The following is a 25,744-nucleotide window of genomic DNA, read 5'->3' as shown; positions in this document are numbered from 1 at the left end:
ATGACCCATAGCCTACGCCATTGACGTATAGCTATGTTATTTATTGAAACTCCAGTTTTCACGGAAGATGTAAAGGAAATACTCAGCGATGATGAATATCGCGAGTTTCAGCAATTCATGGCCGACAATCCCTACTGGGATGATGTTATCCAGAATAAGGGCGGTCTGCGTAAAGTCCGCTGGGCTGCCAAAGGTAAAGGTAAGCGTGGCGGCGTTAGGGTGATTTACTATTATAAAGTCTCTGACTCACAAATCAGGCTGTTGCTGATCTATAAAAAAGGCGTCCAGGATGATTTATCCGAGGATGAAAAACATCTGTTAAAGGCGTTGAATGAGGGCTGGTAATGGACAAGAAACTGTTTGATCGTTTGAAAGAAAGCATGACGCAGATGAATGAAATTGTCGAAGGCTCCCGAGAGCCTCCCCGCGAGACAACGGTCACTGCGGTTAAAGTCAAAGCGATCAGAAACGCCACAGGTCTTTCACAAAGCGGGTTCGCTAAGCTGATATCTGTAAATGTGGACACGCTGAAGAACTGGGAACAGGGACGGCGTGAGCCAACCGGCCCGGCGAAAGCATTACTAAGGGCCATAGAGCGCGATCCGAAGCACGTCATCCCGGCTCTGGCGGATAAATAGACAATGAAGAAACCGGCGTGTGCCGGTCTGCAAGTAAAGCAGAAAGGCTGACAGAACATGAATCAACCGCAGGACCCGCAATAAGACCAAATCCTGGCATCGCTAATAACCCATTGACTCATTAAGTCCTGACTTCTCTCACCCACAACTAAATCGCACCTCGGTGCGGTTTTTTTATGCCGTTACGGCCGGGAAAGGAAACTGCTCCAGATAGTCCGGGATACGCGGGAAGGTATGCAAAAACCACGGCGTGAACTGCTGTGGCTGCTGCTGCATCTGCTGCTCAATCAGCGTCATCGGACGATAATCGAAGGCATCAGCTTCCTGCGGATTCAGCTGCGGCAGAGTGTCGCAGACGGCAAAGAAGACGTGACCATATTCATGCTCGGTCAGGCCGTTGCTGAGCTTCAGGTTATAGCTCAGCTCAAATACCGGCGTCAGCGTCACGATCATCCCCATCTCTTCACGCAGACGGCGCTCGGCGGCGTCGCGGGTCGATTCATGCGGATAGGGATGGCCACAGCAGGTATTACTCCACAAGCCACCACAGTGATATTTATCGCTGGCACGCCGCTGTAGTAACAGCTCCTGCCGGGAATTGAAGACGTAGACCGTCACCGCGCGGTGCAGTAATCCTTTTTCATGCACTTCCAGCTTTTCCATTTTGCCGGTGGGACGATCGAGGTGGTCAACGAGGATAACTTCAATAGCAGACATGGCGTTTCCTTGAGATTATTCCCAACTATTCTGGCACAGAATAAGCAGTCTGGGGGGAACATCGCGGAATTTTTGCGCGTCTCGGGCGGAGATAAGCAGATGAAGCAGAGAGAAAATCAGGCCAGCGACGCTGGCCTGGAGAGGAATTACAGTCTGAAGCTCTGAACCACCTGCTCAAGCTGGGTGCTCTGCGACTCCATCGCCTGCGCGGCAGCGGAAACCTGCTCAACCAGCACGGCGTTCTGCTGGGTAGTGCCATCAAGCTGGGTAATCGCCACGTTAACCTGTTCGATACCCAGGCTCTGCTCGCGGCTGGCTGACATGATTTCGCTCATCAGGGTCGTTACGCTGCTTACCCCCTTCATCAGCTCATCCATGGTCTGACCTGCCTGCTCAACCAGCGCGCTGCCGGTATCGATGTTTGCCACGGACTCTTCGATTAACTTTTTTATCTCACGCGCCGAGTTAGCTGAACGCTGCGCCAGGTTACGTACTTCCGATGCAACTACCGCAAAACCGCGGCCCTGTTCACCGGCCCGGGCAGCTTCTACCGCGGCGTTGAGTGCCAGGATATTGGTCTGGAAGGCGATGCTGTCGATGACGCTGATGATGTCGACCACTTTACGCGACGAGTGATGAATCTCACCCATCGTGGTGACCACCTGACGAACTACTTCGGTGCCACGCGCGGCCACCTGCGAGGCATCGCCCGCCAGCTGGTTAGCGTGAGTCGCGTTGTCGGCGTTCTGACGCACGGTGCCGGTCAGCTGCTCCATCGACGCGGCCGTTTCAACAATCGAGCTGGCCTGATCTTCGGTACGGGAGGAGAGATTGGCGTTGCCGCTAGCAATTTCGCGCGATGCAGCGGTAATCGCCAGTGCGCTGTCGCCCACCTGCTGCAACAGTCCCTGCAGATAGCTGATGAACTGGTTAAAGCTCTGCGCGACGGCGTTAAACTCCGGGCTGTTGCTGGCTGGCAGACGCTGCGTCAGATCGGCGCCACCGGTCGACAGCGCTTCGATGTTGCTGTTCAGCACGTTAAGACGTTTCATCATGGCGCGGACAAAGCCCAGCGACACCAGCAGCAGAATGACCGCCAGTGGGATCTGCACCAGACCCAGGCGGGTCAGCATGTTGTGCGACTGTGCTTTCAGCAGGCTGGTTGGCAGGCTGCTGGCGAGATACCACGGGCTGCCAGGAATGGCCTGCACGAACAGGGTCTGCTCGCCTTCGCTACTGTCATAGGTGGTTTCCAGCGGCTGATTGCCAACACCGTTCAGCAACGTTTTCAGCGGCGCGGCCATCGGCATCTGCACGTCAGCCAGGTTCTCCAGCTTCGGCGCGGCATTCACCAGCGCGCCATTGCCCACGACTTTGCCGTCGGCTTCGACGATCAGCACGTTGCCGTGAATAGTCTCACCCATCTGCTTCGCCAGCTGGTTAAAGAACCCCAGCGTTACGTCGATGGTGGCAACACCCCAGGCTGAGCCGTTGCGGTAGATAGCCATGGCGCAGTTGGTACGCGGCTGCGGGCTAGCGGCATCCTGATAGGCTTTTGCCCAGGCGCACTGCCCTTTCGCGGCAGCCAGACCATCTTTGTACCAGGGTTGCTCCCAGTATTTATCGGCGGCGTCGGAGTTCCAGTAGGTGTTGACCTGCAGTTCATTGCTGGCATTGCGGGCAAAGAAGCTGCTGTCTTTCTCTTTGGCCGGATCGCGACGGTTTGGCAGTGGCCAGATACCGCCACCAAACACGTTGCTGTCCTGATACTGGTTTACCAGCGTCGGTAACAGGGTGTCGATAGTAGCGCTGTCCATGACAGAGGCAGCTTCGGTAATCGCACGCTGCTGTGCCTGCACGCGGTTCATCTGTTCAACGATACCAGACGCGAGTGAATCGACCTGATAGCGAACCAGACGGCTTTCGCTGTCGACCAGCTGTGGCGCGACAAACTGATTGATGACCCAAACTGTAACGAGTAAAAGCGCAACAAAGAACGCGATCATTGTTGCGGTGAAGCGGGATTGTGTTGTTTTAAACATCTTTGTTCCCCTGAACCTGGTGCGGCGCGATTGCCTGATCGGGTTAACGGCTCGCTTAACGGGAACTTGAGATGAGCGGGATCACATATTAGAGAAATGTTTGATTTTTGTAAAAATTTAATTTCACGACGGTACTATCACGTCCCCGGCGGTTGCCGGGGATTGCCTGAGCAGGCGCGTCATGACTGGCCTATTCTTCGGGGTTGATCACCTGCTGGCGCGGACGGAAGACATGATCGTTGCCCTCCGCTGTTAACAACTCCCGTAACTTCTGGCCGCCATGTTCATCGGCCTGCGCGAACTGACGCTCCGCTTCGGTGACAGGCGTGGTCCAGAGCAAAGTAGGTCGATCGCCATCGCGCTTGGGCAGCTTGAACTGCGCCTGTTCTGTTGCCAGTTCATTCGCCAGCAGGAAGCTTTCAAAGCCGACCGGTGCCACTTCCGACGCCAGCGTGTGGCCCTCTCCGAGCCAGGTGAGCCGCGCCCACGGCAGATGCACGAACTCCGCCAGCGCGCTCGCCATCTGCACCGCGTTGCCTTCGGTCATGATTTCACCGTCGACCGCCATGCCCAGTTCGATACGGCGATACTGCGGTGCCAGCTCATCAAACAGGTAATCGACCTGCGGCATGGGCCGGATGCTCATGCCGAGCGTCAGGAAAACCCACACGCCCTGATGCCAGTGCTGCGAGATCGCCATCGGCGGCCAGCTGCCCTGATCGATTGCGTAATATTTCACTGACTCGCCAAAACGCGCCTGATAGCAGGCCATAAGATCCTGCTGGACCCTGTCCCACTCGCTGCCGTCGTGCCATTCGCGCCAGAACTGACGCTGATGCTCCGCACGGGCGTAGTAGTCGTTGGTCGATGCCGACCCCAGCGGGGCCGTCAGCCGGTTCTTTTTGATGCAGCCTGCAGAGAAGCTCACCTGCTTCTCCTGATAGAGGCTCCAGCCGGGGATCACCGCCAGCAGCTGGCCGTAATACCACAGCGCCGCGCCATCATCAGAAGGCTCCCACAGGACCTGCAGACCCGCCGGGTCCAGCGCGGGCTCAGCTTCCAGATTACGGCAATACTCGGCGCTGAGAAGTGGCGCGATGCCCTGCTCCATCGCCTCACGATCTTCCTGTGCCGGTGCGGGCAGCAGGTTTCGCAGCCAGCAGCCGCGCACCGCATACTGACTGCGGAACAGGTCGGTGGGCCAGATGTAAAAATAGGCGGTGCGCTCATCCTGTTCGACAATGGCGGTCAGGGTGCGCTGCTGATTGTGGACTTCAGCAATCAGGGATTTGTACGTCATAGTGCCTCGACAAAGCCTGGAGGAATCCATTTTCCCCGAGAGTAGAGCAGGATCCTGGCTGCCGCACGCTGAGACAAGGGTAATAGTCTCAAAGTGTGGGGGGCTGGTGAGGTGATGAGCTTTGTAAGTGTGACCATTGTTGGACTTAAAGGCCGCTATGAGCGAAAAGCGGACATTGTTAACGACGTTCTGTGCGAATGTGCAGGGAGCAGGTCAGTGGGGTTGCAAGGCATCACTCTCCTTAAGGTTAGAATCATGAAGCTGATGTAAATTTGTACACTCGTAGGGTACTAGGTGACTTAGACCTACAAAGTTTTGGCATTCACGGGGACCATCTTGCGTCAACATAAAATACTGGATATAACCTTACTAATCATTTGAGCGAGAGTCATTGCTTACCATTACTAGCCAATCTATACAAACGCAGAACATAACCGTGTCTTTAAAAGATACAGCTAAAACAGGTTCTTAAGAATGAGTGCACTTCTTTTTAATTTATTCTAAATCAAAATTTGGATGTGATTATTAATGACAAAAAAAAAACTGAGCAATCCTTTTTCTACGGGCGGTGGCGGTGTTCATTTTGAAGCGCATGTCCAAGCGTCTTTTGTTGCCCTGATGCTAACAGGCGGCAATGCACCTTGCCTTCCTTGCTGGCCAATAGTGGATATCAAACTCCAAGGAAAAATTGATGGTTTTGATACCGACGACTTGATAGTTGTTGTAGAAAATGCCAACAGCAATGAAAAACGGAAGCTTTTAGGGCAAATCAAACATTCTATTTCATTTACACAGGGTAATGCGACATTCGGGGAAGTGATACAGGCTGCATGGAATGATTTTAATAATCCTGACGTGTTTACTAAGAAAAAGGATATTATTGCGCTGATCACCGGCCCACTCAGTTCGACCGATACACATAATGTACAATGGTTATTGAACCAAGCTAGACACACAAAAACAGTTGATGAGTTTTTGAGAAACGTACAGCAGGCTGTGTTCAGCCCGGCTAAAAGTACCGAGAAACTGCAGGTCATCCAGTATCATTTGAAGGCGGCAAATAGTGGTAACGATTTAACAAATGATGAGCTTTATGACTTTCTTAACCATTTTCATTTACTAGGGTACGATCTGGGTAATGAATCTGGCGTCATCCTTTCCTTGTTACACTCGCATATAGCTCAATTCCACCAACAGTATCCTCAGTGGGTTTGGTCACGGATAGTTGATATCGTACAAACTTGGAATAAAGATGCTGGCACTATCATTTCAAGTAAGATACCAGAGGATCTTTTAGATGTTTTCAAACAAAGGGTTGTTGCTGAGATCCCTCATGAATTAATATTATCACAAAAGACAGTTAAAACTGATTGGAACAACCATCCTGATGCCTATTATATAGCCCTTGCAGTTTTGATTGGGGGATGGAATGAGAAAAATGAGTGTGACTTAAATATACTAACCCAATTGCTTGGTATAAGTTATGACGAATGGCTAAGTAAAGCACGAGAGGTTTTACATAACCCAGACAGTCCTTTGTCACTGAAAAACGGTATCTGGAAAGTAACTAATCGAATGGAGCTATGGAGTCTTCTGGGATCACGTATTTTTGATCAAAATCTCGAATTGTTTAAGTCTTTGGCAATTTCCTCTCTCAAGGAGCCAGATCCTATTTTTGAATTACCTGCTGAGGAGCGTTATGCCGCTAGTATTCATGGTAAGGTGTTGAATTTTTCACCCGTTCTAAGGCAAGGTATAGCAGAAGGTTTAGCCATAATCGGAAGCCGACCAGAGGTTTGCGTTAACTGCTCTCAAGGTAACGCTGAAGCATCCGTTAACGTCGCAATACATACGATTTTAACTAATGCAAACTGGGTTTTATGGGGTAGCCTGAATGGTTTGCTACCAATGCTAGCTGAAGCGGCTCCCGAAAAATTTCTTGATGCAGTTGAGAAGGCAATGCGTCATACGCCCTGTGCATTTGATGAGTTATTTTCTCAAGAAGGCAATGGTATCACTGGTGGCAATTATCTGACTGGAATGCTATGGGCCCTAGAAGGTTTAGCTTGGGATGAGCAATATCTAGTACGCGTCTGTGTTCTACTAGCTGAACTTGCCAGCCACGATCCTGGAGGCAACTGGGCTAATCGGCCATCTAATTCACTTGTCACTATATTATTACCGTGGTTACCGCAAACGCTGGCATCTATTGAAAAACGACAAGTTGCAGTCCAAGTCATTTTAAAAGAATGGCCTGAAATTGCTTGGAATTTGCTCATCCAACTTTTACCTGGTCACCATCAAAGCTCTAGTGGGTCACATAAACCTTCTTGGCGACGAATCATCCCCGATGATTGGGAAAGTGTCGTGACTAATCAAGATTACTGGTTGCAGACATCTTTTTATGCTGAACTTGCCGTCACAAGTGCCGGAGAAGACACCGAACGCCTTACTATATTGATTGATCATTTTGATAGTCTGCCATCTCCTGCTTTCGAAAGCCTTCTTGAGGTTCTCTCTTCGGACAATATTACCGGGCTTAATGAAGAGCTGCGAGTTTTGATCTGGAATCATCTTAATCAATTCTCAAACAAACATCGGCGATTCTCTGATGCCTCTTGGGCTTTGCCGGATGATCTGCTAACCCGAATCGAAAATGTTGCCGAAAAATTGGCTCCTACCAATCCATTCAATTTATATCAGCACCTTTTTTCAAGTCGAGATTTTGATCTTTACGAGGGAAATGGTGATTGGGAAGAAAACAGGAATAAACTCGAAAAAAGACGCGAATCAGCAATTTTAGAAATTCTTCAGCAAGATGGTGCGGAAGGTGTTATGAGGTTTGCTGAACAGGTTAGTGCAACCCATCAAATAGGAAGCATACTCGGCACTATCGACAATGATTTGTTCGAAAAAATTCTTTTACCCCATTTCCTGAATACAAAAGAAAATAAGCACAAGGCATTAGTAAGCGCTTTTATTTGGAAACGCTTATATCTCCAAGGTTGGGAGTGGTGTGACAAACTTGATAAGTCTGACTGGACTCGTGGACAGTTAGGCCAATTTTTGGCTTATCTGCCTTTTAATAAGGAAACATGGAACCGAGTCTCTCAATATCTGCAAGCATCCGAAGATGAATACTGGACCCGCACTGATGCAAATCCTTACCAAGGTGAAGGTGATCTTACTAACGCCATTGATAAACTTATTGAACATGGCAGACCACATGCAGCAATCAACTGTCTGTACTGGATGCATCAAGCGAAGCAGTCAATCGACATAGATCAGTGTGTCCGCGCTTTGATTGCTGCCCTTTCAACTAACGAATCTAGCTCCAACATGGATGGTTATAACATAACAACTCTTATCCAACTGCTTCAAACTGAACCCAAAGTAAATGAGAATGATCTATTAAAGGTCGAGTGGGCTTACCTTCCATTGCTCGATGGTCGTCAAGGCGCTGAGCCCAAGCTCCTTGAAAATAGGATGGCTAGTAACCCAGAATTTTTTTGCGAGATAATCCAACTTATTTTCCGTTCTGACAAAGAAGACCAGAAAGCGAGTGAACAAACAGATGAATTGAAAGCCATCGCAACAAATGCATGGACTCTTTTGTACAACTGGGATACCCCTCCAGGAAGCCAACCAAATGGAAAGTTCAGCGGGGAATTTTTTAGTGAATGGCTTCAGAAAGTTAAGGAAATTTCTACCGATTCAGGCCACTTGGACGTTGCACTTAGCAAAGCTGGAGAAGTTTTGATTTCTGTACCCTCCGATTCGGACGGATTGTGGATAAATCGAGAGGTTGCAACTGCTCTCAACGATCGTGATGCTGATAGTTTGCGCGAAGGCTACAGGATAGGAACCTTAAACTCACGTGGAGCTCATTGGGTTGATCCAACTGGTAAACCTGAAAAAGAATTAGCGGACCAGTTCAGAACAAAAGCAGAGGAATTAGAAAACGCCGGTTTTCAGAGATTCGCTGTTACCTTAAAAGTTTTAGCCGATAGCTATGATCATGAAGCAGAACGGATCATCAGCGATCTAAATGTTAGATAGAATGATTAATCTAAACACTTAGATGCTGAGAAAATGGCTATTAATGATGTGCACATCACTGGTAGCCAAGTTTTATGTTATCCACTAACCTGCTCCCCGTAAACTAACCTACCATGATATAAGCAGCGTCCGCTTCTGGCACAAAGCGGACATTCATAGCCCCTCACCCCAGCCTCCCCATCCTCACCATCGCCCGATACCAGGCCCCTCGCTGAATCGACCACCTCAACCCCAACGCAATCGCATTAATCTTCCGGTTAATGATCGCCTGCTCAAAGCGGCCGATTTCACGGCCGGACATCGCCTGCGCCCACGCGGGCATCAGCCCGAATCCCGACTTCAGCATGATTTTCATTACCGGTTTCGCCTGCCAGCTCGGAGCAGGGGCATTCATCAGCAATCGCGTCACTTCGGCGGTGCGTTCATCAAAGCGCAGCTCCGGACGCATCTGTTGCAGATAACCTGCCACATCGGCGACGCTTTTCGGCACCTTCTCCGCGCCCAGCGCTTCGGCAATCAGCGCCGCTTCCTGATAGTACTGATCCTGTTCGGCGCGGGTGAGTTGCGGATTTTTGTAGCGCAGATGAGCAGCCAGAAAACGGCTGGTCTCTGCCACATGCACCCAGGTGAGCAAATGCGGATCGCTGGCGGCATAAGGTTTGCCCGCGCTATCAACGCCGCTGACTTTCAGATGAATGCGTTTCACCCGGTCAATCAGCGTCTGCGCATCCTGTGAATTACCGTAGGTGGTGACGGCGATAAACTGACTGGTGCGGCGCAGGCGACCCATCATATCTTCGCGGAAATTGGAGTGATCCCAGACGCCCGCCAGCGCCGCCGGATGCAGCATCTGCAACAGCAGCGCACTGATCCCGCCGCACATCATGGAGGTGAAGTCACCGTGGACGCGCCAAATTACGCTGTCCGGGCCAAACAGGCCGGGATCGCCAGGCGGTTGAGAGAGGTCAAATTCATTCATCGACAGGCCGTTAAGGCGGAAGACCTGCTGCTGAATGCGGTCACGCAGATTAATCATGGCGGCTCTGATAGTGGATATGATGCGGCGCGCGGTAGCAGGACGCTCCCGACGCGCCGCATCACCTTCCCCTGAGTTCAGGGAAAAGGCTGACGGTTATTGATAGCTGAACTGCGCATTCTCAGTACGGACGGAATCGAGTCCAATCATCACGTTGAATTTGCCGGGCTCTGCAACGTGCTGCATCTGCTGGTTCCAGAACTTCAGCGCATCGACATCAATTTTAAAGGTGACGGTTTGCGACTCACCTGCTTTCAGCATGATGCGCTTAAAGCCACGCAGCTCCTGCACCGGACGGCTGACAGACGCGACCGGGTCGTTCAGATACATCTGCACTACCGTTGCACCATCGCGCTTACCGCTGTTGGTCACCGTCACGCTGGCCTCAACGCTGCCGTCGCGCGGCATGGTCGGTGAAGACATTTTTACCGGCGACACGGTGAAGCGGGTGTAGCTCAGACCGTAACCAAACGGATAGAGCGGGCCGTTAACCGCATCGTAGTAATGCGAAGTGTACTTGTTCGGCTTTGCAAAGTTGTAAGGGCGGCCGGTTGGCAGATGGTTGTAGTAGATCGGAATCTGCCCCACTGAACGCGGGAAGGAGACCGGCAGTTTGCCCGACGGATTGTAGTCGCCGAACAGCACATCGGCGATAGCGTTGCCGCCCTCGGTGCCGCTGAACCAGGTTTCCAGTACCGCATCAGCCATGCGATCTTCATTCACTATCGACAGCGGACGTCCGTTCATCAGGACAATCACCAGCGGCTTACCGGTGGCTTTCAGTGCCGCGAGCAGCTTCTGCTGGCTCGGCGGGATCACCAGGTCGCTGCGGCTGGAGGCTTCGTGCGCCATCCCCTGCGCTTCGCCCACGGCGGCAACCACCACATCGGCCTGCTTCGCTTTGGCAACCGCGTCATCGATCATCTGCTCAGCTGAACGCGTATCCACGGAAACCGCCTGCTCATAGAGGTTCAGGAAGTCCTGAATCCCTTTGTTGTCGCTGACGTTAGCGCCCTTCTCATAAAGCAGCGTCGCTTTGCCTTCGGTGGCATTGCGCATGCCCTGCAGCAGCGAAACGGATTGCTTCGCTACGCCTGCGGCAGACCAGCTGCCCATGATGTCGCGCTGACTGTCTGCCAGCGGACCAATCAGCGCAATGGTGCCCGATTTTTTCAGCGGCAGGGTTTCCAGCCGGTTTTTCAGCAGTACGATGCTTTTACGCGCCACATCGCGTGCTTCAGCGCGATGCAGACGGCTTTCCGCATTGGTGTCCTGCGGGTCGCCTTCTTTCGGACCTAAATGGCTGTAGGGATCATTAAACAGCCCCATGTCATATTTGACGTTAAGCACATGGCGCGCCGCGTCATCAATTTCCGCCATGCTGACCTTGCCACTCTTCACCAGGTCCGGCAGATACTTACTGTAATATTCGTCGCTCATGCTCATATCGACGCCCGACTTCAGCGCGATACGCACCGCTTCCTGCGGATCGCTGGCAACGCCATGCTTGATCAGCTCTTTAATCGCGCCGTGATCGCTGATGGTGATGCCTTTGAATTTCCACTTATCGCGCAGCAGATCTTTCAGCAGCCAGCTGTCCGCCGTGGCGGGGACGCCATTGATGGAGTTCAGCGCCACCATCACGCCGCCGCTGCCTGCATCCAGTGAGGCTTTGTACGGTGGCAGATAGTCCTGGAACATGCGCTGCGGGCTCATGTCCACGGTATTGTAATCGCGTCCACCCTCAACGGCACCATAGAGCGCGAAGTGTTTCACGCTGGTCATCACGCTGTAGCGATCGGCGGCACTTTTGCCCTGCATCGCCTGCACCATGCTGCGACCCATTTCGCTGGTGAGATAGGTATCTTCACCGAAGCCTTCGGAACCACGACCCCAGCGCGGTTCACGGCTGACATCGACCATTGGCGCCCATGTCATATTCAGACCGTCGTCGGCCGCTTCATAGGCGGAGACGCGCCCTACTTCTTTAACGGCATCCAGATCCCAGCTGGCCGCCAGAGCCAGAGGGATCGGGAAAATAGTGCGCTGACCATGAATCACGTCGAAGGCGAAAAACAGGGGGATCTTAAGGCGGCTGAGCTGCATCGCCTGATCCTGCATCGCGCGGATATCCTGACGCGTTACCGTGTTAAAAATCGCGCCAACCTGACTCTTCTGAATCATGTCGCGAATGGCTTCTTTCGGATTATCAGGCCCGACACTGATTAAACGCAGCTGACCAATCTTCTCGTCCAGCGTCATTTTTTTTAATAGCTGGTTAACGAAGGCATCACGCGCCTGTTCGGTCATCGGGTGGTTACCTGGCACTGTCTCAGCCAGTGCGGGTTGCATCGCGAGGGAGACAGCGAGACTAACAGAGTAAATCCATTTCATCAGGTTGGGTTCTCTTAAGTAACTGCGCAATATCGAATAAACAGGCGGCAGTGTGCCACAAGATGAGAATAGCAGGTAGCTGCCGCTGTCACACTGCGTTGAGGTCAGTTGACGTGCTACAGTTAGGACGCACTGATAAGACAAGGGAATTGCTCATGATACAAACCTCTGCCCTGCTTTCTGACCTTCGCCGCCTGGTCGGCCCTGCCCATCTGCTGACAGAACCTGAACAGACTGCCCGCTATCGCAAAGGCTTTCGCTCCGGCGAAGGTGAGGCGCTGGCCGTGGCGTTTCCCGGTACGCTGCTGGAGCTCTGGCGGGTACTGCAAACGCTGGTGAAGGCGGATGTCATCATCCTGATGCAGGCGGCGAATACCGGCCTGACCGAAGGTTCAACGCCACACGGCAATGATTACGACCGTCCGCTGGTGATTGTCAGTACTCTGCGACTGGATAAGCTTCAGCTGATCGACGAAGGCCAGCAGGTGCTGGCATTCCCCGGCAGCACACTCTATCAGCTGGAAAAAGCGCTGAAGCCGCTGGGACGTGAACCCCATTCGGTGATCGGCTCCTCATGCATTGGGGCCTCGGTGCTGGGTGGCATCTGTAATAACTCCGGCGGATCGCTGATTAAGCGCGGCCCGGCCTACAGTGAGATGGCCCTGTATGCGCAGATTGATGCACAGGGAAGACTGAAGCTGGTGAACCATCTGGGTATCGATCTGGGGACCTCGCCAGAAGAGATTCTGGGACGGCTGGATGACGACCGCTGGCAGCCCGGCGACGTGCAGCACGATGGCCGTCACGCCTCCGATCATGAATATGCCGACCGGGTCCGTGAAGTCGATGCCGATACGCCCGCCCGTTACAACGCCGATGCGCGTCGCCTGTTTGAAGCGTCCGGCTGTGCCGGGAAGCTGGCGGTCTTCGCGGTGCGACTCGATACTTTCGCCAGCGAACCGCAGCAGCAGGTGTTTTACATCGGCACCAACGAACCCGGCGTGCTTAACGATATCCGCCGTCACATCCTGGCGCATTTCACCCATCTGCCGGTGGCGGGCGAATATATGCACCGCGACATTTATGACATTGCGGAAGTCTACGGCAAAGACACCTTCCTGATGATCGACAAGCTGGGCACCGACAAGATGCCGCTGTTTTTCACGCTGAAAGGACGGGTTGACGCCTGGCTGAGCAAGCTCTCCTTCGTTAAACCGCACTTCAGCGACCGGCTGTTGCAGCGCCTGAGCAAACTGTTCCCGGCGCATCTGCCCAAACGCATGAAGCAGTATCGCGACAAATATGAACATCATCTGATGCTCAAGATGTCGGGCGACGGCGTGGCAGAAGCGCGTAACTATCTGCGCGACTACTTCCGTGAAGGCGGTGGCGAGTTCTTCGAGTGTGAAGGCAAAGAAGGTACGCACGCGTTTCTGCATCGCTTTGCGGCAGCGGGTGCGGCCGTGCGCTACCACGCAGTCCATGCAGATGAGGTCGAGGATATTCTGGCGCTGGACATCGCCCTGCGTCGCAACGATGCGGACTGGTTCGAAACCCTGCCCGATGCGATCCGCGCATCATTAAGCCATCGCCTCTACTATGGTCACTTCTTCTGTCATGTTTTCCATCAGGATTACATCGTCAGAAAAGGAGTGGATGTGCACGCGCTGAAAGCGCAGATGCTGGAGATCCTGCAGGCGCGCGGCGCGGAATATCCTGCTGAGCATAACGTCGGTCATCTCTATCAGGCGAAACCGCAGCTGGCGGCGTTCTATCGCCAGCTCGATCCGACCAATAGCTTCAATCCTGGCATTGGCAAAACCAGCAAGCAAAAAGGCTGGGCGGTGAAGCAGGTTTAATCACGTTATCGGTCAGCCTGCCTGTCTGAGCAGGCTGATCGTCACACTTCTTTTTGACCCGCTCACTCCCCATTGCGGCCCATTTTTATTACTAACCACGTCATCAAAAAATTAATTCCTCTTCCCAGATTGCACCTTCTTTATTTTCTCTCATTAGGTTCTGCGCAACACCTCACAAATCATCATCCTGCTAATTGATAATTCGCGTCGCGAAAAATAGATTGTCGCCATTAAAACAAAAAGCCGTGTAATTGCCTTTATTTCATTCAGGGAGGAATGACCATGCGGAAAAATAATTTCGCGTTAGCGTTAACAGTAATAGCCACTGTGATAATAGCCCTGTCAGCAATAAATTCATCACCCGCTTATGCGGCCGGATTTATTGATGACGCATCGCTAAAAGGCAATGTATTTTACTGGCAGCGTCAGCGGGATCGCAGAGACACCGATCCCGCCAGTGACTATCAGGGGCAGTATCGGGATAATTTACATCACGCCTCGCTCAACAGTAATCTCGACTTCCAGTCAGGCTTCGCCGGGGAGTGGATCGGTCTGGACCTCGCTGTTTTTGGTGCTGCCGAACTTGCCAACAGTGGCCCCGCTGCCCCCAACGAAATTGGCTTCAGTAAGGCACGTACCCGCTGGGATGAAAAATGGAATGGCGACAGCGGCGGCGCATCAGTTTATAAAGCCGCGCTGAAGTTTAAATATAACGATTACTGGTTACGCGCCGGATATATTCAGCCCACCGGCCAGACGCTGATTGCACCGCACTGGAGTTTCTTACCCGGCACCTATCGCGGTGTCGAAGTGGGTGCGCTATATGATTTTCAGGAAGCCGGCGCATTATCATTCTCGTGGATGTGGAGTGATAAATATAAGGCACCCTGGTATCGTGATTTATATGATTTTCGGCAGGCTGATGGCAAAACGCATATCAGCTACCTGCACTCATTCGGCATGAAATATGACTTCAAAAATAATCTGGTCCTTGAGGGCGCATTCGGTCAGGCGGCGGATTATATGGATCAATATTTTGCCAAAGCCTCCTGGTCGGCCACGCCTTACGGTAATGCACTCTCCACCAGCTATCAGTTTTACGGTGCACACGACAACGTGCAGGGCGGTGCGGCTAATCCCCGCGATGTCTATGACGGCCTCGCCTGGCTACAGGCAATCACGATCGGTTACAACGTCGGCCCGGTAGATCTGCGCCTTGAAGGCAGCTGGGTCAAAGCAGAGGGCAATCAGGGCTTCTTCCTGCAGCGCATGACGCCGGGCTATGCCAGCTCCAATGGCCGACTGGATATCTGGTGGGATGCCCGTTCCGACTGGAACGCCAATGGCGAAAAAGCGATCTTTGCCGGTGCGATGCTCGACTTAACACCGTGGCAGCTGGCGGGATGGAAAGTGGGCGCATCGTACGTCTGGGGCTGGGATGCCAGACCCGCCACCCTGCCCACCGTTGACCAGAGTCAGCGGCTGAAAGAGTCCGCCTGGAACCTCGATCTGATCTATCAAATCCAGCAGGGCCGCGCCAAAGATACTCTGTTTAAATTGCACTACACCCGCTACGACAATCACAGCGATCTGCCCAGTTACAGCGGCGGTTACGGCAACATTTTCCAGGACGAGAAAGACATCAAATTTATGGTTATCGTGCCGTTTACGCTGTTCTGATGCCCTTCGAACTTCCGGATATCTCTTCACCAGCAAGGATGAAAATCAACATGTTAAAATTAAGCCTTATCGCGCTCACTCTGTTAGGCGTTGCAGCCACAGGCCACGCCAGCCCGTCAGAGCAGCAGGTGGTGAATCAAATCAGCCAGTTTGGCATTACTTATAAAGTGAATGACAACCAAGCCGCTCTGAACGGCACCGACTGCGCCGCGCTGGGAGCCGACTATGCCGCCTGCAATCGCGCCACCATTACCCTGACCAATAACGGCCCGGCTCTGACCGACAAACACTGGGCCATCTACATGAGCAACGTTCACCAGACGCTGCGGGTCGAAAACGATCAGTTTAAAATGACCCACCTGGTTGGCGACTTAACCCGGCTGGAGCCCACGGACAAGTTTACCGGCATTGGTGCAGGTGAGTCGGTGCAGATTCCCGTCGTTAACGAATACTGGCAGCTGTTTGTCACTGATGTGATGCCGCGCTGGTATGTCACGTCCGGGCAGGCAACGCCCAAAATTATTGCCAGCACCGACCATGAAGACCCCAGCCAGTTTGTATCGCCGCTGGGTGACCACTGGCGACGCAGTGCCGATGACCACAATGTCCTGATGCAGCCCGCCAGCCGGTTTGATAAAAACAGCGATGTTGCTGCCCTGCCCGTCTCTGCGCTGCGCGGTCAAATCACCCCCACGCCGCTTGAGGTGAAGCTCCACCCGCAGGATGCCGATCTTAGCCGCGGCGTCAGGCTGATGCTTACCGGGCTGACACCTGAAACCGGTGAGGCGGTAAAACAGCGCCTCACCCTGCTCGGCCTGAAAGAAGCACCCGATGGATTCGCCATCACGACGCAGATCAAACCCGGCCACTTCAGTGGCAAAACGGCGAAATCGGGTGCATACAATCTGGATATCACGCCCCGCCGCGCCATAGTGGTGGCCTACGATGCTGCCGGGGCTTTTTACGGTCTGATGTCAATTCTCTCACTGGTCCCTGGCGAGGGTGCGGCGCGTATCGCCGCGCTGGAAGCCCATGATGCGCCGCGCTTTGCTTATCGCGGCGCGTTTCTTGACGTTGCCCGTAACTTTCACAGTAAGCAGGCGGTGATGCGGCTGCTCGATCAGATGGCGGCGTGGAAGATGAACCGCTTTCACTTTCACCTGAGTGACGATGAGGGATGGCGGCTTGAAATTCCTGGCTTACCGGAGCTGACTGACGTGGGCGCTAAACGCTGTCATGACCTGACTGAACAGCGTTGTCTGCTGCCGCAGCTCGGTTCCGGTCCGTTCAGCGATAACAACGGCAGCGGCTTTTTCAGTCGGGCCGATTACATCGACATTGTGAAATATGCGCAGGCGCGCCACATTCAGGTGATCCCGGAAATCGATATGCCCGCCCATGCCCGTGCGGCCGTTATCGCCATGGAAGCACGCTATCAGCGGCTGATGAAGAAGGAAGAGTCTGAACAGGCCAACGCGTATCGCCTGATTGATCCCACTGACGACTCCAATACTACCTCGGTGCAGCTCTACGACCGCACCAGCTATCTCAATCCCTGCATTGAGAGCTCACAGCGCTTTGTCGACAAGGTGATCGGCGAGGTTCAGGCGATGCACCAGGAGGCGGGACAGCCGCTCGATGTCTGGCATTTTGGCGGCGACGAGGCGAAAAACATTCGGCTGGGTGCAGGCTACTCTGACAAAAATAGCCCTAAACCGGGTACCGGGCTGCGCGACTGGCGCCGTGAAGATCTGCCGTGGGCAAAATCGCAGGTCTGTCAGGCACTGGTGAAGAGCGGCAAAGTGGAAGATCTGGCACACCTGCCGAGCTATTTTGCCCTGACCGTCAGTGAGATTGTTAACCGGCACGGCATTGGCAAAATGCAGGCGTGGCAGGATGGTTTAAAAGATGCCAGAAATGCCGCAGCCTTCGCCACCCCGCGGGTTGCGGTCAACTTCTGGGACACGCTTTACTGGGGCGGTTTTGACAGTGCCGCTGACTGGTCACAGAAAGGTTACGACGTGGTGATCTCCAGTCCCGACTATCTCTACCTGGACTTTCCGTATGAAGTGAACCCGCTGGAGCGCGGCTACTACTGGGGCACGCGTTTCAACGACGAGCGTAAAATCTTCGGCTTCGCACCGGACAACCTGCCGCAGAATGCGGAAACCTCGGTGGATCGCGACGGCAACGTTTTCAGCGCTAAATCAGAGAAGCCGTGGCCCGGTGCTTATGGCATGTCGGCCCAGCTGTGGAGCGAAACCGTGCGAACAGATGCCCAGATGGAGCACATGATCTATCCGCGTCTTTTTGCGGTCGCGGAACGAAGCTGGCACCGCGCCAGCTGGGAGCGGGATTACCAGCCAGGTCAGGAATACACGGGAGGCAAAACCCATCTCGTCGATCAGCAGGCACGCCTGCATGACTGGCAGCGATTTGCCAACCTGCTGGGACAGCGGGAACTGGCGAAGCTGGATAAGGCGGGTATCGATTATCGCCTGCCGGTGCCGGGAGCAAAAATCGTTGATGGCATCCTGTCGATGAACGTGGCCTTGCCGGGCGTAACGCTGGAGTACAGTCTGGACAAGGGGGCAAACTGGCAGCGCTACGATGCCAACAGACCGCCGCAGGTCAGCGGTGCCGTGGCAATTCGCTCCGTCAGCCGCGACGGCCAGCGCACCAGCCGCGTGGAAACTTTGTAGTAAGCGAGAGTGAGAAAACAGGCCGGGAAACCAGCGTTGTGAACATAAAAAAGGCCGACAGAAGTCGGCCCCTTTCACACCTAAACCAGCTTCTCTTCCGGAACCGGCTCCACACCCGCCATCTGCTGACGGCGCTCGATAATCATGGTTTGCGGTGTGGAGAGCAGAATGCCCTCTTTACGCAGACGCGTCAGAATATCGAACAGCAGGTCGCTCTTCGCCCCTGAGATCTGGCGCTGACCCGCTACGTTACCCGTGACGCTCAGAATAATGCCCTGCTGAGTCAGATCTTTAAACGAAACAGACGGCTCCGGCGTTTCCAGAATACGTTCGTTCTCGTTGTAAACTTCCAGCAGAATATCGCGCACCTTCACCGGATCGATATCCAGCGGGAAAGTCAGTGTAATCGTGACCACCCCCTGCGCATTACCCATGGTCGCATTGCGCACGTTCTGCGAGATAAACTGTGAGTTCGGCACAATCACCGTGGACTTGTCGCCCAGCTGGATCTCGGTGGCGCGCACGTTAATGCGGCGAATATCCCCTTCAATGCCGCTGATGCTCACCAGATCGCCGACTTTAACCGGACGCTCAGTTAACAGAATCAGCCCCGAGATAAAGTTCTTCACAATCTCCTGTAAGCCAAAACCGATACCAACCGACAGCGCACTGACGATCCACGCCAGCTTGTTCCATTGCAGACCCATGATCGACAGGGTCAGCAGGATAATCAGCACGTAACCGATGTTGCTGAACAGCGTCACCAGCGACACCCGCATCCCCACATCCATGGTGGTTTTTGGCAGAAAATCGGTGTCGAGCCAGCGACGCACCGAGCGCAGCACATAGATTCCGACAATCAGGCAGATTATCGCATTCACCATGTGCGCCGGTACAATGTTCAGGGATTCAAGGCCTTTACCACCCCAGAACTCGATCACTTTTTGCAGCAGCTCAATCGGCGTTGAGGAGGCAAAGGTGCCGTTGACCAGCGCCAGTACAACAACCAGCACCAGGAAGGTTTTACCGATGGCCGTCAGCAGCGTAGCCGTCTGCTGCAGGTGACGCTCATTAATGTTAAGCGAACTCTGAATACGACGACCAGTAGCATTACTGGTTGAGAAGAGACTCTCACAGCCATCTTTCAGCAGGTGACTGAGGAAGTAGAACGAACCAAACAGCAGGCCGCACCAGATCACTTCATAACTCAGGAAGCGCGCCAGCGTAACGTAACCGATGAGCAGCGAGACCAGAATCGCAATGGCGGTCAGTGTCAGGCCCATCTGAATCAGACCAACCAGCGTCGAGCGGGCTTCCGGCGGTGTGCCCGCCTGGGTCATGCGACGCCGCACGCGGTTGGTGCGCATGCTGATCGCCAGCGCGGTGCTGCCGATCAGCAGTGCCGTCAGTCCGTTGGCAAAAATGGTGGTATTCAGGCTGGTGCCGACGCTGTAGTTGAATGCCTCGACCGTCTGGAAGATAAAGACCAGCACCGCAGTAATCGGTGGAAACGGTTTTAACGCCATCGCCACTTCATTGGAAATAGTGGGTAAGCGCCAGCTGGGCCTGCGTGTTGAGAGGAACGCACGTCCCAGCCCGGCAATCAGGCCACAGAAAACACTGAGCTGTACCAGACGATCAACAAAATCCTGAACGTTTTCAGAGACCTCATCACGGCGGGTGAAAGCCAGGGCGATAAAGTTAAAGGTAAGGACAACCGCCACCAGCGTGGTGAGCGCTATCGCTGCTGCCAGGAAACTGCGACGCAGCTTCCCTTCCGGCAGTTTATTAATGCTGACCCAGGCCAGAAACTCTTCACTGTAACGACGGCCCACCGTCATTACCAGCAGCGCTGCCAGCAGCCAGAAGACACTGCCCACGCGCCAGCCCGGCTCCCAGGAGAGCGCAGCCGTGTCCTGCAACTCCTGCAGGAACTCACCAATTTTCTCGCCATCCAGATCCTGTGTGCTCAGCAACGGTGACCAGAAGCGTGCCCCGAGGATGCTGCCGGAGTTCAGCGCCAGCTGGCTTTTCAGCTGATCGCGACGCAGGTTAACAATCTGCGAGGAGAGCATCAGTGCGCCATTTTTAATGCCTTCAGCCTGCTTAATCTGGTCGTCGAGTTTGCTTTTCTGACTCTCCAGCGTGTTACGCTTGCGCGTCACTTCCGGCGTCTCTTTGACGCCGCTGTCCGCTTTCGGGGCCGGACCCAGCACCTGCAACTGGGCTTCCAGTTGCTGGCGATCGGGAACCAGCGCCTGACCCAGCGTATCGGCATTGCCGGAAAGCTCCAGCGCCATTTCATTCAGCTGCGTCAGCTTGTTTTCGCCAGCATCGACAGAAACCTGACTTTTAATTTTGTCGAGGATCTTCTGCATTTTCGGCAGTTCAACCGCGGCATTCAACTTCGGCGGAGCATCCTGTTCCTGAGCAGCACCGGCCGTATCATCTGCGGCCAGCGCCAGCGCCGGGGCAAACCCTGCCAGCGCCAGCATTAACAATGCAAAAAGGGATCGTATAAACATAGGTGTAAGATTCCGGCAGCTTAATTCAGGCGATCGTCCCTCGCCAGTCGCGCGTAAGTTTAGGGCTTTGCAAGGGATGGCAATATAGGAATAACGGGCATTTTTCGGGCTGATTCAGAACAGGCAGCGGCGTAAACATCTTTATACGCGCCTCTGCCTGCTTCTTCCCGGCTACCTGCTCAGCCTGCAGGCAATGCCAGTGCGCGCCGTGCGCAACACCGGCTATTTTCTACTCAACGTCGGCACTGCCGGCACCATTGCTGGCAACCTGGCCCGACTTCTGCTTTTTATACGCCAGCGCAGCAGCGGGGACCGGCGCAGCTTTGCCGGTCTCAATCCAGCTACGCAGACGGTTAGCGTCGGCGAAGTGAGTATATTTGCCAAAGGCATCCAGCACTACCAGCGCCACCGGACGATTGTTAATCATCGTGCGCATCACCAGGCAGTGGCCCGCCTCGTCGGTATAACCGGTTTTGGTCAGCTGAATATGCCAGTCGTTTTTATAGACCAGATGGTTGGTATTGCGGAACGGCAGCGCATAGTTCGGATGGGCAAACACCGCCGTCTCTTCTTTTGTGGTGCTGAGCGCGCCAAGCATCGGATATTCCCGCGTCGCTTTGAGTAACTTCACCAGGTCCTGCGCGCTGGAGACATTCTGCGTTGAGAGGCCGGTTGGCTCCACATAGCGGGTCTGTTTCATGCCGAGTGACCGCGCTTTAGCATTCATTGCCTGGATAAAGGCGCGATAACCGCCCGGATAGGCGTGGGCCAGGCTGGCGGCAGCACGGTTTTCTGAAGACATCAGCGCCAGTAACATCATATTGCGGCGGCTGATCTGGCTGTTGAGCTTAACGCGCGAGAAAACGCCACGCATTTCCGGCGTCTGGCTGATATCGACGTTAATCATCTCATTCATCGGCAGATGCGCATCCAGCACCACCATCGCGGTCATCAGCTTGGTGATAGACGCAATGGGCCTGACCCGATCCGGGTGACTGGAGAAGAGCACTTTATTGGTGGTGAGGTCGACAATCATCGCACTGCCAGAAGCGATCTGCGGCTGAGCAATAGGCGTAAGTTGCGACAATGAAGTCGTCGCCTGCGCCGGAAGTGAAACAATCTGCCCGGAAACGAGCAGCGCCAGCGAAAGCAGGGTGAAGCGAATTTTTGCAGGCATCGTAGAAAAAAACCCGGTTATGATTGTGTACTGTGTCAGACCGACACAGGCCGCCCGCTTCAGTCACGTCGGCGCGCGGGCTGGCAGCAGCATCATACGCTTTAGGTTAAGAAATTTCCTGGTGAGATTGTTTCCGGGCGTAAAAAGAGAACTGCCGCCAGAGCGGCGGCAGCGGTCAGTCAGAACAGATGCGGTCCATATCCCCACAGCACCACGGTTAATGCCAGTAACACTTCAAAAACCAGCACGCCGATGGCAAGCGTAGAGCCGGAAAAACGCAGGCTTTCTTCGCGGTCGATATTCAGAAACAGCGGAATGCCAATATAGAGCAGATAGCCGGTGTAGAGCAGCGCCAGCGCCCCTGCCAGTACGCAGAGCCAGACCAGCGGATAGAGTGCCACCAGCCCGCTGAGAAACAGCGGCGTCGCCACGTATCCCGCAAACACGGTGCAGCGCTGGACGCCGGGACGCTGCGGATAATCACGCGCCATCCAGTGGATCACGCGCCCCATAACCGCGACACCGCCCAGAATAATCAGATAGAACAGAATGCCCAGCCCGATGCCGGTTGCCAGGTTAAGTTGCACATATTGCCCCTCGCCCAGATTCCAGCCCAACTGAGTTGTACCGATAAAGGCGCAGATCACCGGGATCGCCGCCATCAGCAGAACATGGTGGGTGTAGTGGTGCGAGACGCTCTCATTCTCTTGCTTGATATGACGCATTTCCTGGTTCGGATGCGCCAGAAGTCCCCAGACATGGTTCATACAGTCACTCCTCTGATGCGATGGGCCGCCCGGTGATGCATGCGTCTTTGGGGGCAGCGTCTCCTCAAGTATAAACGGCAGTGAAATTTTCGTCGTGACCGGACAAAAAAACAGCATAAATAAACAGATGTTGTAGCCGGGCGGAAGCGAAGCCAAATCGCGTATAGACTGAAAGAAATCATCACCGAACAGGGAGAGTCAGTTTGCATCTGGATATCAACGCATTAATAACGCAGTACGGTTATCTGGCACTTTTTATTGGCTGTATTGCCGAGGGGGAGACATTTACGCTGCTGGGCGGCGTGGCCGCGCATGAGGGGCTGCTGCATTATGTGGGGGTCGTGCTAGCCGCAATGGGTGGCGGCATTGTTGGCGATCAGCTGCTTTACTGGGTCGGTCGCCGCTGGGGCACGCGGATCCTGCGCCGCTTTAAAAAGCATCAGGACAAAGTGGTGAAGGCAAACCGCCTGATCAAACGCCGTCCCAGCCTGTTCGTGATTGGCGTACGCTTTATGTATGGCTTCCGGCTGATTGGTCCCATTATCATCGGTGCCAGCCGCCTTAAACCGATGAAGTTTTTTATTCTTAACGTTATCGGGGCGGCTATCTGGTCGCTAATCTTTGTGACGCTGGGCTATTTCGCGGGCGGCATCATCGCACCGTGGCTGCATAAACTCGATCAGCATCTGAAACATCTGCTGTGGCTGGTTGGGGCGGTCGTCTTCGCCTTTGTGCTGCGCTGGGTAATCCGTCGCTGGCATAACCGCCGGGCCGATCAGCAATAAACGAATGGCGTATTCGCCAGATGACGCACCGGTCGCCAGACGCTGAACAGAGTCTGGCGACCGGTAGACGATGATGTGAGTCTTATCCGCCCATCTTACCCTCTCTTTCATTATTCAACCCCGCGTTAACCATCTGTGCCCAAACGAAGCCGCATCGGGGGGCTCAGCTATAGTTAGGATGGACACTGACAGGGAGATGAGCATGAGTAAGGTAAAACGTAAGATTGAAGACCACGGTGTCATAGGTGATTTGCGCACCTGTGCACTGATCGCTAATGACGGCACCATTGATTATCTCTGCTGGCCTGAACTCGACAGCCCGTCGGTGTTTGCCGCCCTGCTCGACAGCGATGATGCCGGCCTTTTCTCCCTGGCGCCTGACTGGCCCAATGCGCGGCGTCAGCAGCTTTACCTGCCTGACACCAATATCCTGCAGACCCGCTGGCTGGATGATGAAGGCGTGGCGGAAATCACCGACTACATGCCGATTTGTGATGATAAGAACAAACTGCCGCGCCTGATCCGCCGGGTCAAGATGGTTCGCGGCAGCGCAACCTTTCAGCTGCGCTGTTCACCGCGTCATGACTACGCCCGGGCGCAGACCCGGGCCGAAGCGCACAACGGCTGCATCGACTTTCATGCCGAAGGTCAGCCGTCGCTGCGCCTGGCAGCCTCGGTGGTCATGACGCTTGAAGATGACAGCGCCACCGCACACTTCACATTACAGCCTGGCGAACATGCGCAGTTCGAATTTGGCAGCGTGGATGATGCACATATCGAAGCGCTGGCCACCGAACACTGTTTTGAAGAGACGCTGAACTACTGGCGACGCTGGAGCGCCCGTAGCACTTATCAGGGGCGCTGGCGAGAGATGGTGCAGCGTTCGGCGCTGGTCCTGAAGCTGCTGACTTCACATCAGCACGGCTCGATTGCGGCGGCGGCAACCTTTGGCCTGCCTGAAGAGCTGGGCGGCGAACGCAACTGGGACTATCGCGCCTCCTGGATCCGCGACGCCTCGTTCAGCATGTATGCACTGATGCGGCTGGGCTACGTTGATGAAGCCAAACATTTTACCCACTGGGTCGGGCGCTGTGTTGAAAACAGCCATCACGATGAGATGCGCCTGCAGGTGATGTACCGACTGGACAGCGGCACCGAGCTGCATGAGATGGAGTTACTCAATCTTTCCGGCTATGCCGACTCCCGTCCGGTTCGCATCGGCAATGATGCCTGGCAGCAAACCCAGCTCGATATCTATGGCGAGCTGATGGATGCGGTCTATCTGGCGAATAAATATGGTGAGGCGATCTCGCAGCGCGGCTGGGAGCATGTGGTCAAAATGATCGACTGGCTGTGTGAGAACTGGAATCAGCCCGATGCCGGTATCTGGGAGATGCGCGGCGAGCCGGAGCACTTCCTGCATTCGCGTCTGATGTGCTGGGTGGCGCTGGATCGCGCACTGCGTCTCGGCATGAAGCGATCTCTGCCGATGCCTTATGAACGCTGGGATCGGGCGCGTCGCGAGATCCGCGAAGATATCTGGGCAAACTTCTGGAACAGTGAACGCGGCCATTTCTCTGCCACCCGTCATGGCGAACACCTTGACGCCTCCATGCTGCTGATGCCGCTGGTGCGCTTCGTCGGTGCCACCGACCCGGACTGGATTGCCACGCTGGATGCGATCAAAACCAATCTGGTCAGCGACGGTATGGTGCGGCGTTACAATACGCATGAAACACCGGCCGATGGCCTCAAGGGATCGGAAGGCTCCTTTGGTGCCTGCTCATTCTGGTATGTCGAGTGTCTGGCGCGCGCGGGCCGGATTCAGGAAGCGCATTTTGAATTTGAGAAGCTGCTGAGCTACGCCAATCCGCTGGGCCTGTACGCCGAGGAGTTTGACAGCCACGGTCATGCGCTGGGCAATACGCCGCAGGCGCTGACGCATCTGGCGTTAATCAGTGCCGCCTTTTTCCTGAATCGCAAACTCAGCGGTGAACAGACGCAGTGGCAACCTTAATCAGGACTCCCCCCGGAAAGCCGCATTTTAAACGCCCTGCTTTCCG

The 25,744-nt window shown here is 54.2% G+C and carries 16 protein-coding genes; 8 read left to right on the top strand and 8 right to left on the bottom strand.

Going from position 1 to position 25,744, the window contains the following annotated elements:
- The first annotated feature begins 33 nt into the window (after nt 1–33).
- Together AC6I8C_RS05735 and nadS are read left to right on the top strand one after the other, a co-directional pair.
- Nucleotides 34–345, top strand: coding sequence for a type II toxin-antitoxin system RelE/ParE family toxin (locus AC6I8C_RS05735; protein ID WP_497821867.1), 312 nt, complete (start codon nt 34–36; stop codon nt 343–345).
- Nucleotides 345–638, top strand: coding sequence for a NadS family protein (gene nadS / locus AC6I8C_RS05730; RefSeq protein WP_497821866.1), 294 nt, complete (start codon nt 345–347; stop codon nt 636–638). The genes AC6I8C_RS05735 and nadS overlap by 1 nt, the downstream gene beginning before the upstream one ends.
- Before the next feature lie 174 nt (nt 639–812).
- Here nadS and idi read toward each other — a convergent pair whose 3' ends face one another.
- The 3 genes from idi to AC6I8C_RS05715 all read right to left on the bottom strand — a co-directional run bounded on the left by idi (nt 813) and on the right by AC6I8C_RS05715 (nt 4,697).
- Nucleotides 813–1,355 (bottom strand): isopentenyl-diphosphate Delta-isomerase, encoded by a 543-nt coding sequence (gene idi, locus AC6I8C_RS05725; protein ID WP_497821865.1) that lies wholly within the window; start codon nt 1,353–1,355, stop codon nt 813–815.
- Between the two features lie 146 nt (nt 1,356–1,501).
- Nucleotides 1,502–3,397 carry a methyl-accepting chemotaxis protein gene (locus tag AC6I8C_RS05720; RefSeq protein WP_135909628.1) on the bottom strand — a complete coding sequence of 632 codons (1,896 nt, stop codon included), beginning with the start codon at nt 3,395–3,397 and terminating at the stop codon, nt 1,502–1,504.
- Between the two features lie 190 nt (nt 3,398–3,587).
- The gene (locus AC6I8C_RS05715; RefSeq protein WP_497821864.1) at nt 3,588–4,697 is read right to left on the bottom strand and encodes a suppressor of fused domain protein; all 1,110 of its coding nucleotides are present in this window, start codon (nt 4,695–4,697) and stop codon (nt 3,588–3,590) included.
- A 528-nt stretch (nt 4,698–5,225) separates the two neighbouring features.
- On the opposite strand from AC6I8C_RS05715, the gene AC6I8C_RS05710 reads away from it, so the two are divergent.
- Nucleotides 5,226–8,756 (top strand): hypothetical protein, encoded by a 3,531-nt coding sequence (locus tag AC6I8C_RS05710; RefSeq protein WP_497821863.1) that lies wholly within the window; start codon nt 5,226–5,228, stop codon nt 8,754–8,756.
- 163 nt (nt 8,757–8,919) lie between these two features.
- Here AC6I8C_RS05710 and AC6I8C_RS05705 read toward each other — a convergent pair whose 3' ends face one another.
- The gene (locus AC6I8C_RS05705) at nt 8,920–9,792 is read right to left on the bottom strand and encodes an oxygenase MpaB family protein (RefSeq protein ID WP_497821862.1); all 873 of its coding nucleotides are present in this window, start codon (nt 9,790–9,792) and stop codon (nt 8,920–8,922) included.
- 96 nt (nt 9,793–9,888) lie between these two features.
- Nucleotides 9,889–12,186: a beta-glucosidase BglX gene (gene bglX / locus AC6I8C_RS05700; protein ID WP_497821861.1), complete on the bottom strand. Its 2,298-nt coding sequence runs from the start codon at nt 12,184–12,186 to the stop codon at nt 9,889–9,891.
- A gap of 155 nt (nt 12,187–12,341) precedes the next feature.
- Here bglX and dld point away from each other — a divergent pair, with 155 nt between their 5' ends.
- From dld to AC6I8C_RS05685, 3 genes are all read left to right on the top strand, one after another.
- Nucleotides 12,342–14,045: a D-lactate dehydrogenase gene (dld, locus tag AC6I8C_RS05695; RefSeq protein WP_497821860.1), complete on the top strand. Its 1,704-nt coding sequence runs from the start codon at nt 12,342–12,344 to the stop codon at nt 14,043–14,045.
- 282 nt (nt 14,046–14,327) lie between these two features.
- Nucleotides 14,328–15,725, top strand: a complete 1,398-nt coding sequence (chiP, locus tag AC6I8C_RS05690) for a chitoporin ChiP (protein WP_497821859.1) — start codon at nt 14,328–14,330, stop codon at nt 15,723–15,725.
- Nucleotides 15,726–15,775: 50 nt separating this feature from the next.
- The gene (locus AC6I8C_RS05685; protein WP_497821858.1) at nt 15,776–18,427 is read left to right on the top strand and encodes a beta-N-acetylhexosaminidase; all 2,652 of its coding nucleotides are present in this window, start codon (nt 15,776–15,778) and stop codon (nt 18,425–18,427) included.
- 80 nt (nt 18,428–18,507) lie between these two features.
- Here AC6I8C_RS05685 and AC6I8C_RS05680 read toward each other — a convergent pair whose 3' ends face one another.
- From AC6I8C_RS05680 to AC6I8C_RS05670, 3 genes are all read right to left on the bottom strand, one after another.
- Nucleotides 18,508–20,952, bottom strand: coding sequence for a DUF3772 domain-containing protein (locus AC6I8C_RS05680; protein ID WP_497821857.1), 2,445 nt, complete (start codon nt 20,950–20,952; stop codon nt 18,508–18,510).
- A 229-nt stretch (nt 20,953–21,181) separates the two neighbouring features.
- Nucleotides 21,182–22,129: a D-alanyl-D-alanine endopeptidase gene (pbpG, locus tag AC6I8C_RS05675; protein WP_497821856.1), complete on the bottom strand. Its 948-nt coding sequence runs from the start codon at nt 22,127–22,129 to the stop codon at nt 21,182–21,184.
- 179 nt (nt 22,130–22,308) lie between these two features.
- Complete coding sequence (locus AC6I8C_RS05670; protein WP_033782385.1) at nt 22,309–22,896, bottom strand: Yip1 family protein; 588 nt, start codon at nt 22,894–22,896, stop codon at nt 22,309–22,311.
- A gap of 203 nt (nt 22,897–23,099) precedes the next feature.
- Between AC6I8C_RS05670 and AC6I8C_RS05665 the strand changes: the two genes are divergently transcribed.
- Together AC6I8C_RS05665 and AC6I8C_RS05660 are read left to right on the top strand one after the other, a co-directional pair.
- The gene (locus AC6I8C_RS05665) at nt 23,100–23,681 is read left to right on the top strand and encodes a DedA family protein (protein WP_150012173.1); all 582 of its coding nucleotides are present in this window, start codon (nt 23,100–23,102) and stop codon (nt 23,679–23,681) included.
- A gap of 202 nt (nt 23,682–23,883) precedes the next feature.
- On the top strand, nt 23,884–25,698 hold the full coding sequence (locus AC6I8C_RS05660; protein WP_497821855.1) for a glycoside hydrolase family 15 protein: 1,815 nt from the start codon (nt 23,884–23,886) through the stop codon (nt 25,696–25,698).
- Nucleotides 25,699–25,744: the final 46 nt, after the last annotated feature.

This window comes from Pantoea sp. X-Soil-YNGN-844 (genome assembly GCF_059730595.1).
Note: the sequence above shows the minus strand (reverse complement) of the source record. Positions and strands in the feature narration are given on the sequence as shown.